At 67.0% G+C, this 9,468-nt stretch carries 9 protein-coding genes; all 9 read left to right on the plus strand.

What is annotated here, in order from left to right:
* The first annotated feature begins 401 nt into the window (after positions 1-401).
* On the plus strand, positions 402-1,013 hold the full coding sequence (locus tag AB6M95_RS18780) for a LysE family translocator (protein WP_371388277.1): 612 nt from the start codon (positions 402-404) through the stop codon (positions 1,011-1,013).
* 154 nt (positions 1,014-1,167) lie between these two features.
* Positions 1,168-2,658, plus strand: a complete 1,491-nt coding sequence (gene xseA / locus AB6M95_RS18785; RefSeq protein ID WP_371388278.1) for an exodeoxyribonuclease VII large subunit — start codon at positions 1,168-1,170, stop codon at positions 2,656-2,658.
* 6 nt (positions 2,659-2,664) lie between these two features.
* Entirely contained in the window at positions 2,665-3,687 is a 1,023-nt protein-coding gene (locus AB6M95_RS18790; RefSeq protein ID WP_371388279.1) for a M23 family metallopeptidase, read from the plus strand.
* A gap of 20 nt (positions 3,688-3,707) precedes the next feature.
* Positions 3,708-4,652: a M23 family metallopeptidase gene (locus tag AB6M95_RS18795; protein ID WP_371388280.1), complete on the plus strand. Its 945-nt coding sequence runs from the start codon at positions 3,708-3,710 to the stop codon at positions 4,650-4,652.
* A 77-nt stretch (positions 4,653-4,729) separates the two neighbouring features.
* The gene (locus AB6M95_RS18800; protein ID WP_371388281.1) at positions 4,730-5,347 is read left to right on the plus strand and encodes a VC0807 family protein; all 618 of its coding nucleotides are present in this window, start codon (positions 4,730-4,732) and stop codon (positions 5,345-5,347) included.
* A gap of 1 nt (position 5,348) precedes the next feature.
* The gene (gene xseB, locus AB6M95_RS18805) at positions 5,349-5,591 is read left to right on the plus strand and encodes an exodeoxyribonuclease VII small subunit (RefSeq protein ID WP_371388282.1); all 243 of its coding nucleotides are present in this window, start codon (positions 5,349-5,351) and stop codon (positions 5,589-5,591) included.
* Positions 5,588-6,481 (plus strand): polyprenyl synthetase family protein, encoded by an 894-nt coding sequence (locus tag AB6M95_RS18810; RefSeq protein ID WP_371388283.1) that lies wholly within the window; start codon positions 5,588-5,590, stop codon positions 6,479-6,481. The genes xseB and AB6M95_RS18810 overlap by 4 nt, the downstream gene beginning before the upstream one ends.
* 21 nt (positions 6,482-6,502) lie before the next feature.
* Positions 6,503-8,401 (plus strand): 1-deoxy-D-xylulose-5-phosphate synthase, encoded by a 1,899-nt coding sequence (gene dxs / locus AB6M95_RS18815; RefSeq protein WP_371388284.1) that lies wholly within the window; start codon positions 6,503-6,505, stop codon positions 8,399-8,401.
* 5 nt (positions 8,402-8,406) lie between these two features.
* Positions 8,407-9,306 (plus strand): class I SAM-dependent methyltransferase, encoded by a 900-nt coding sequence (locus tag AB6M95_RS18820; RefSeq protein WP_371388285.1) that lies wholly within the window; start codon positions 8,407-8,409, stop codon positions 9,304-9,306.
* Positions 9,307-9,468 lie beyond the last annotated feature (162 nt).

The raw sequence follows: 9,468 nt of genomic DNA on the forward strand, positions 1-9,468 counted from the left end.
GGCTGGGGTGCCAGCAACGAAATGCTCAATCAGACGACCGGATATATGAGCCGACAAACGCGATCTTTTTAGCCTCATAGTCCCCCCTAATACGACGAGAGATCTATGTCAGCCCCAAACTTTTTGTGCGCTTCGCGGGGATGGCGGGGTGAGGGAGGGGCGTGCCTCTTTGCAGAAATGTGGAAGGAGGCTGCGGCACGGTTATGGCGTCCGCACGGCTCCCGCGAAGCGGCGGTAAAAAGTTCTGGAAGGGGAGTCCAGAGGGGAAACCTCTTTCAAGAGGTTTCCCCTCTGGCCGCCGGAGGCATCCGGCATTCTCCCTCTCCGCGCTTTCCGGTTGAAGCGTGGGGGTGGGGGTGGTAGGTTGTGATCGGCCGGAAAAACCGTATGGGAGAGAGAAGATGACTATTGAAAGTGGTATCGCCCTGGCTCTGGCGACGCTGGTGTTCGCCTGCATTCCGGGGCCGGGCATCTCGGCGGTGGTGGCGCAATCCCTGGCGCGCGGCTTCAAGGCCGGGGCCGGGTTCACCTGCGGGCTGGCGCTGGGCGACGTGTGTTATCTGCTGACCGCCCTGTTCGGCATGGGCTGGGTGGCCTCGCAGATCGGGCCGTATTTCGCGATTCTGAAATGGGCGGGCGCGGCCTATCTGGTCTACATGGGCGTGAAGTGCTGGCGGGCCAGGCCTAACGTCGAGCAGGCCGGGTGCGCCCTGCCGGTCCGACCTGGCCGAAGCTTCCTGGCCGGGCTGTGTGTGACGCTCGGCAACCCCAAGGCCATCGCCTTCTACTGCGGTTTTCTGCCCGGCTTCGTGAACATGCGGGCCCTGACCGGCACGGACGTGGCATTGGTCATGTCCATCATCGTCCCGATCATCGCCACGGTCCCGCTGATCTACGCCGCACTTGCCGCGCGCGGCCGCCACGCCATCCGCTCGACCCGGCTGTGGAAGGCCATGAACCGCACCGCAGGCACGATCATGATCGGCGCGGGCGTGGCCATCGCTTCGGAGTAAACTGAATCAACATGAAATAAACCGGACCCCCGATCCCCCTCCACCGCGAAGCGGCGATAAAAAGTTTAGGAAAAGGAGGGGATGGGGGTCTGGGGGAAGGGGAGGGAAAAGCCCTTTTCAAAGGGTTTTCCCTCCCAGCCGCCGGAGGCATTCTTTGTCCAATATTCTGACCGTTTCCGAACTGACCAAGTCCGTCAAGGCGCTGCTGGAGGCCGAGTTCCCGTTCGTGTGGGTGCGGGGGCAGGTGTCGAATCTGGCGCGTCCGGCGTCCGGGCACGTGTATTTCACGCTGACGGACGGGGACGCGGCGTTGTCCGTGGTCTGGTTCAAGTCTTCGCAGCGTTCGGCCGAGCCGGTGCGGCTGGGCGCGGACAAGGTCAACCCGTTGACCGGGGAGATCGAGGAGGGCGAGGGCGGCACGGCGTTGACCGGCAGCGGGCTGGAGGACGGCATGGAGGTGCTCTGCGCCGGGCGGCTGAATGTGTACGAGCCGCGCGGCCAGTACCAGCTGGTGGCCGAACTGGTCCAGGCCCAGGGCGTGGGCGATCTGGCCATGGCCTTCGAGGCGCTGAAGAAGAAGCTGGCGGCCAAGGGGTATTTCGACGAGGACCGCAAGCTGGAGTTGCCGCGCGACCCCAAGCGGGTGGCGGTCATCACCTCCAGGACCGGCGCGGCCATCCGGGATTTCCTGCGCATCGCGGATACGCGCGGCACCGGGGCGGAGATCCGCATCTATCCGGTGCTGGTCCAGGGCGACCGGGCCCCGGCGCAGATCGCGGCGGCGCTGGATATGGTGGACGGCGAGGGCTGGGCCGAGGTGGCCGTGCTCATCCGGGGCGGCGGATCGCTGGAGGATCTGTGGGCCTTCAACACCGAGGAGGTGGCGGACGCCATCTACCGGGCGCGGCTGCCGGTGCTGACCGGCGTGGGCCATGAACCGGACGTGTCCATCGCGGATTTCGTGGCCGACAAACGCGCGGCCACCCCGACCCACGCGGCCCAGGAACTGTGGCCCACGCGCGAGACCCTGGCCCAGAAGGTGGACGTGCTGGATCTGGGCCTGAACCGGGCCTACGCGACCTGGCTGTCGGGCAAGGAAGGGGAGTTCGAGCACCTGCGCAAGGCACTGGTCTGGCTGTCGCCCCAGCGACGGCTGGAGCGCATGGAGGACCGCTTTTCCGCGCTCATGTCCCGCTTGCAGGGGGCGGGGCTGGATCATTATTTCGAGCGCGCCGAACAGGGCGCGCGGGCGGCCCGGGGGTTGTCCCGCGCCTTCGGCACGCACCGGCTGGACCGGCTGTCGCGCGACGCGGCCGGGCTGGCGCACCGTTTGAACCGGGCCTTCGGGCCGGGCCGGGTGGACGGGCTGGCCGGGACCGTGGACGGGCTCGGGCGCAGGCTGGACAAGTCGGGCCGGGGGGCTGCCGAGGGCGCGGCCCAGCGATTGGCCGTGCTCGAAACCGCCTTGCGCGGGCTGGACCCCGAGGGGCCGCTCGAGCGCGGATACGCCCTGGTGCGCGTGGCCGGGACCGGCGAATTTCTGCGTGACCCGAGAAGGGTGACGGCGGGCGACGCTCTTGATATCACGGTCCGTGACGGCCGCGTGGCGGCCACGGTTACGGACACCCGACCCAACGAGGAATAGCGATTCATGCGAAGGTTTTTACTGCTGGCGATGTTGACGGCCCTGCTCGGTTTTTCCCTGAACGCCATGGCCCAGGATCAGGCTCCGGACACGGCTCTGGACACGGCCCCGGACCCGGCGGCCTTCGGGCTGCAGGAGGGCGACGGCCCCGCCCTGGTGACCAAGGCCGATGTTCCGGCCAAGCCCGGACCCGCGCCGGTCGCGTCGGTCCCGGCCCTGGTGTTGGCCGCGCCGCGCAAGGCCGGGGTGGGCAAGCCGTTCCTGGTCCGGCTGACCTCGGACCTGCCGCTGGAGTCGGTGTCCGTGCACTGGCAGGGGCGCGAGGTGGTCCCGTCCATCTCGGTCTGGAACAACCGGCACGTGGCCCTGGTCATGCTCGGCACGGACGTGCTCTCCGAGCGGCCGGGCAAGGAGGAGCTGGTGGTCATCGCCTCGGTGGACGGCCGGGAGAGCACCCTGCGCCGCACGGTGCGCATCACCCCGGAGAACTATCCGAAACAGGAACTGACCCTGCCCGAGAAGATGGTCACCCCGCCCAAGGGCGTGTATGAGCGCATCGAGGCCGAGGGCAAGCTGACCTCGGAGGCCAAGAACACGGTCTCGGCCATGCGCATGTGGCGGCTGCCCCTGGTCCGGCCCGTGCAGGGCAAGGTCCTGTCCGTGTACGGCGCGCAGCGCATCCTCAACGGCAAGCCCAAGAACCCCCACCGGGGGCTGGATTTCCGTTCGCCCATGGGCAACCCGGTCAAGTGCGTGGCCGACGGCAAGGTCATCCTGGTGGGCGACCACTACTATGCGGGCAACTCGGTCTACGTGGACCACGGCAACGGGGTGGTCTCCATGTACTTCCACCTGTCCGAGCCCACGGTGAAGGTGGGCGACGAGGTCAAGCGCGACCAGACCGTGGGGCTGACCGGTATGACCGGCCGGGCCACCGGGCCGCACCTGCATTTTTCCCTGTCGGTCCTGGGCGAACTGGTCGACCCCGCGCCGCTGTTCACCACCACCGCGGACACCATGCTGCAATAACCGCAGGTTGATAACTACCCATGACGATGCGCAAACTTTTCGGTAAGCGGCTGCTGCCGCCTTTTCTCTGTCTCGTTCTCCTGGCCTGCCTCTGCCTGCCGCTCCCGGTCCGGGCGGGCGGCATGGTCGACGTCACCGCCCCCGCCTCCGTGGGCCGGGGCAAGCCGTTCGTGGTCCGCATCGGAACCTGGTATCCGCTCGAGGACCTGGAGGTGCGCTGGAACGGGCGCAGCGTGCGACCGGCAATGACCAAGGTCGGCGAGCGGTCCGAGGCCGTGCTCCTGCTCGGCGTGGGGTTGCGCGGCAAGACAGGGACGTACCCGCTGGAGGTGGTGGCGCGCATCTGGGGACATGAGCGCGTTTTCTCCCGGACCGTCGAGGTCGGGGAATCCGCGTGGGGCACCGAAACCCTGTCCGTGGCCCCGAAGATGGTCCGTCCGCCCGCGTCCGAACAGGCCCGTATCGAGAAGGACCGCGAGCTGCTGCGCGCCGCCCTGGCCCAGGCTTCGCCCGAGCGGTACTGGACCGCGCACCTCGTCCGGCCGGTCAAGGGCAAGATGCTCAGCCGGTTCGGCCTGTACCGGACCTTCAACGGCAACGTGGCGGCCCGGCACACGGGCCTGGACTTCCGGGCCTGGCTCGGCACGCCCATCCACGCCATGGCGGCCGGGAAGGTGGTCCTCGTCCGCAACCTCTACTATGGCGGAAACACGGTTCTTATCGACCACGGGAACGGATTTTTCTCCATGTCGTGCCACCTGTCCAAGACAAAAGTGCAGGAAGGGGATATGGTCGGGGCCGGACAGGTCGTGGGCCTGTCCGGGGCCACCGGGCGCGTCACCGGGGCCCACCTGCACCTGGCCGCATTCGTGCTTGGTGCGGTGGTCGATCCGGAGCCGTTCTTCGACGGGACCGTTTCGGGTGAACTTAATGAAAAATCAATGAATCAAAGCGATAACAAATAAGCGCAATGAATCAATCGTGGGCGTTCCACGATGATGCGGCCCCGCCGCCTCGGCGGGCCGGACAGGGAGAGAACAGCGTGTCCCGATCGACTATACAGAGAATCCTGCTGGGAGCCGTCGTTCCCGTGCTCGTCTATTACGCCGGGCGCAGGGTCGGCGTGCCCATGGTGGGCGCGGCCCTGGCGGCGGCCTGGGGCATGGGGGTGGCCGTCTGGTTCTTCGCCAGGGACAGGGAGGTGGACGGCTTTTCCGCCATCGGCGCGGCCTACTGCCTGACCGAGCTGGCCGGGCTGCTGGTCACGCGCAACCCGGACTGGTACCTGCTGTCGCCCATCGTCTCGAACACGGGCATGGGCTGCGTGTTCCTGGCGTCCATGCTCTTCCGGCGGCCGCTCATCCAGCTCCTGGCCGAGCAGACCGCGGGCCGGGACGCCTTTCCCGATTCCGTACGCAACAGCGAATTCTACCGTCCCCTGTGGCTCCGGTTGAGCGTGCTCTGGGGCGGGGCGTATTTTCTCAGGGCGATGTGCCTGTGGATCATTCTCCAGGGGTGGCCCCTGGAGGTCTATCTCGCGGCCCGGATCGCCCTGGACTGGCCGGTGGTGGTCGCGCTGATCGCCCTGAGCTTCTGGTATCCGAAGCTGTACTGGAGACAACGGCTGCATCCCGCGAAAAACAGGGAATATGGAGAATAGCATGGCAACGACAACCTTTGAAGACCGCCTGGAACGGCTCAAGCTCGTGGTCGAGCAGTTGGAGCGCGGCGACCTGCCCCTTGAGGAGGGCGTGGCCCTGTACAAGGAGGGGCTGGAGCTGGTCAAGGCGTGCGGCAAGCAGCTGGAGACGGCCCGGCACGAGGTCAAGCTCGTGTCCGAAGGGCTGGTCCGCGAGTTCGACGCGCTCGATGCGCTGACCTCGGAAACGGAGGACGAACTGTGACCTTCAAGGAAGATCTGGGCCGCCGCGCGGCCGAGGTGGAGCAATATCTGGTCACCTGCCTGCGGGGCAAGGGTGCCCCGACCCGCCTGCTCAAGTCCATGGAATATTCCCTGCTGGCCGGGGGCAAGCGGCTGCGGCCCGTGCTGGTCCTCTCCTGGAACGGCCTGCTCGGCGGGGACAGGGCCAAGGCCATGCCCTTTGCCGCCTCGCTGGAGTGCATCCACACCTATTCGCTCATCCACGACGACCTGCCCGCCATGGACGACGACGACCTGCGGCGCGGTCGGCCGTCCAACCACAAGCAGTTCGACGAGGCCACGGCCATCCTGGCGGGCGACGGGCTGCTGACCGAGGCCTTCGTGCTCATGGCCGCCGCGTCCCTGGACCAGGGGCTGCCCGCCGACCGCGTGCTGCGGGCGATCTCCGTCCTGGCCAAGGCGGCCGGAGCGGGCGGCATGGTCGGCGGACAGGCCGTGGACATGGAACTCACCGGGCGCACCGGCGTGCCGCTGGAGGAGCTCAAGAAGATGCACGCCATGAAGACCGGCGCGCTGCTGACCGCCTCCTGCGAGTGCGGGGCGATCCTGGCCGGGGCCGGGGAGGGGGACATCGCCAACGCCCGCGAGTTCGGGCGCAAGATCGGCGTGGCCTTCCAGATCGTGGACGACGTGCTCGACGTGGTCGGCGACACCGCGACCCTGGGCAAGCCCACGGGCAGCGACGAGGCCATGGGCAAGACCACGTACCCGTCGCTCATCGGGCTCGAGAAGAGCAAAATCCTCGCTCGGGAGTACGTGGACGACGCCCTGACGCATTTGTCGGGCTATTTTGGGGGAGAACAGGAGTTCCTCTGGCAATTGGCCCGATACATAGTAGACAGGGTGTATTGATTGCACTAGGATTTCGCTTCCATGATCAAAGACCCCAAACAGACAGCCATCCTGTCCAAAATTCGCAAGCCCGGTGACGTCCGCGCCCTGGAAGGCGACCAGATTGACATCCTGGCCCAGGAATTGCGCGACATCATCATCAGCCAGGTGTCGGCCCACGGCGGCCACCTGGCCCCGTCGCTGGGCGTGGTGGAGCTGACGCTCGCCCTGTTCCGGTCCTTCGACCTGGAGCGCGACAAGCTGGTCTGGGACGTGGGGCACCAGGCATACGCCCACAAGCTGCTCACCGGCCGGGTCGACGAATTCCAGACATTGCGCCAGAAGGGCGGCCTGTCCGGCTTCCCGCGCCTGGTCGAGTCGCCCTACGACCACTTCGGCGTGGGCCACTCGTCCACCTCCATCTCGGCCGCCTTGGGCATGGCCATGGCCCGCGACCTCAAGGGCGAGGACCACGAGGTGGTGGCGGTCATCGGCGACGGCTCCCTGACCGCCGGGCTGGCCTTCGAGGGGCTGAACCAGGCGGGCGACCTGGGCCGCAAGATGGTCGTGGTCCTGAACGACAACGAGATGTCCATCTCCAAGAACGTGGGCGCATTGTCCCAGTTCCTGAGCCGCAAGATGACCACCCCGTTCCTCCAGCGGCTGAAGAGCGACGTGGAAGGGCTGCTGGCGACCATTCCCAAGATCGGCGGCGACCTGGCCGGGTACGCCAAGCGCTACGGCGATTCGGTCAAGTCCTTCTTCACCCCCGGCATCTTGTTCGAGGCCTTCCACTTCACCTACGTGGGCCCCATCGATGGCCACGACACGGCCACCATGGTCAAGGTCTTCGAAGAGGTGAAGAAGCTGGACAAGCCGGTGCTGGTCCATGTCATGACCAAGAAGGGCAAGGGCTACGAGCCCGCCGAGTCCGACCCGTCCCACTACCACGGCGTGGGCGAGTTCATTCCCGAGACCGGCCTGGCCCGCAAGTTTTCCGGCTCCGGCCTGCCGTCCTACACGGCCATCTTCGGGGACACCCTGTGTTCGCTGGCGGCCGAGGACGACAAGATCATCGCCATCACCGCGGCCATGCCCGAGGGCACGGGCACGGAGTGTTTCCGCATGAACCACCCGGACCGGTTCGTGGACGTGGGCATCTGCGAGCAGCACGCGGTGACCTTCGCCGCCGGGCTGGCCACCCAGGGGTACAAGCCCGCCGTGGCCATCTACTCCACCTTCATGCAGCGGGCCTACGACCAGATCGTGCACGACGTCTGCCTGCAGAACCTGAACGTGAATTTCTTCCTGGACCGGGGCGGTCTGGTAGGCGAGGACGGGGCCACCCATCACGGGGCCTTCGACATGAGCTACCTGCGCCACATCCCGAACCTGGTGGTCATGGCCCCCAAGGACGAGGCCGAACTGGCCCGGATGATGGTCACGGCCTTTGATTACGACGGCCCCTGCGCGGTCCGCTATCCGCGCGGCACGGGCGTCGGGGCCAAGGTCTCGGCCCACCCGAAGAAGATCGCCATCGGCAAGGGCGAGCTCATGCGCGACGGCGAGGACGCCCTGGTCATCACCCTCGGCTCGCGGGTCTACCCGGCGGTGGAGGCGGCCATGGAGCTGGTCGAGGACGGCCTGCACGTGGCCGTGTTCAACGCCCGGTTCGTCAAGCCGCTGCCCGAAAAACAGCTTCTGGAGCTGGTCGGACGGTTCGAACGCATCCTCCTGGTGGAGGAGAACGCCCTGGCCGGAGGCTTCAGTTCGGCCGTGCTGGAGCTGTTCACCGACCGCGACGCCATGGGCGGCAAACACATCAAGCGACTCGGCCTCCCGGACGAGTTCGTGGAACACGGAACCCAGAAGGAACTGCGCCACATGCTCGGCATCGACAAGGACGGCATCAAGCGGGCGCTCAAGACGCTCTGCGGGTAGCCCCCATGGCCACCCGCGACGTCCTCCCGCCCGGCACCGGCCTCGGCATGAGGTTGGGCCGCTTCCTGCGCGGCGTGTCCACCCTGCGCCGCTGGATGGGGTTCGGTGGGACCCGGCTGGGCTTCTACATCCCATACCGCTGGGCCGGGAGCCTCACGCCCTTCACCCAGGACGACCGCTACGAATGGCTTAAAGAGGCCTGGGACGCGGATCGCGCTCCGTTCGAACACACTCTTTCCCTGATCGCGAACCATCTGGACCGGCTGGCGGAGTTCGCCGTGGCCGACCCGGACGACGCGGACCGGCCGCGCTTCGACCAGAGCTGGTTTCCGGGCCTGGACGGGGCCGCCGCCTACGCCCTGGTCCGCGAGCTTTCGCCCGCCCGGATCATCGAGATCGGCTCGGGCCACTCCACGCGGTTCATGGCCCAAGCCATCCGCGACGGCGGGCTCAAGACCCGGTTCACGTCTATCGACCCGGTGCCGAGGCGGCGTATCGACCACCTCTGCGACGAGGTGGTCCGGACCACCCTGGACAAGGCCGACCCCGCCGCGTTCCAGAAGCTTGCGGCGGGCGACATCCTGTTCTTCGACGGCAGCCACATCGGCATGCCCGGCTCGGACGCGGACACCCTGTTCAACCGGATCCTGCCCACCCTGGCGCCGGGCGTGTGGGTGCATGTCCACGACATCTTCCTGCCCAACGGCTACCCGGACATCTGGCAGTGGCGCGGCTACAACGAACAGCTTCTGGCCGCCAGCCTGCTGGCCGGGGGCGAGCGCTTCCGGGTCCGCTTCGCCTCGGCCTACGTGCGCCGGTACATGGCTGAATCCGTGGCCGACTGGCCGATCCTCGTCCCGGATGAGGCCTTCGAAGCCTCCCTCTGGCTCGAAAAAACCGCCTGATCCTCCTTCCGCCAACAGGACGTGAAAGAAGACCGACCGAGCATGGGCAGGGTCTTCGGATCTACCCGGCCCCACGCGAAGCGTGTACCAAAAAGTTTAGGAAAGGAGAGGGGATGGGGGTCCGGGGGAAGGGGAGAGGGAGAACCCTTTTCAAAGGGTTTC

The sequence above is a fragment of the Pseudodesulfovibrio karagichevae genome (assembly GCF_041414475.1).
Classification (GTDB): Bacteria; Desulfobacterota; Desulfovibrionia; order Desulfovibrionales; family Desulfovibrionaceae; genus Pseudodesulfovibrio; species Pseudodesulfovibrio karagichevae.